Below are 282 nucleotides of genomic sequence, written 5' to 3'. Positions count from 1 at the left end.
CGATGAACACCCTGCTGGACGTCTCCACACCCAGCTTGGCCAGGCGGTCCTCAAGCTCCTTGGCGCATTCGTTGTTGAAGGTGATGCAGGCCACGCCTCGCGGCTCTTCCACATCCTCCGCCAGGATGCGGGCCAGCTTGGTGGTCAGCGTCTTGGTCTTGCCGCTGCCCGGGCCCGCCAGGACGACGCAATGCCCAGTGGACTCGTAGGCCTCCCACTGCCGCGCGTTGGACTTAAGGCCCTCGGCGGCTTTCAGATAGGTCCGATCAGACACGATCGACC

Annotated in this window: 1 protein-coding gene; it reads right to left on the bottom strand. The window is 64.5% G+C overall.

Features of this window, described 5'->3' with window-relative positions:
- On the bottom strand, positions 1 to 282 hold a 282-nt coding region (locus tag RVY79_RS19115), incomplete at both ends, for a UvrD-helicase domain-containing protein (protein ID WP_317466133.1).

Source organism: Chromohalobacter sp. HP20-39 (genome assembly GCF_033052815.1).
Lineage (GTDB): Bacteria > Pseudomonadota > Gammaproteobacteria > Pseudomonadales > Halomonadaceae > Chromohalobacter.
This window is presented reverse-complemented; position numbering and strand designations above follow the sequence as displayed.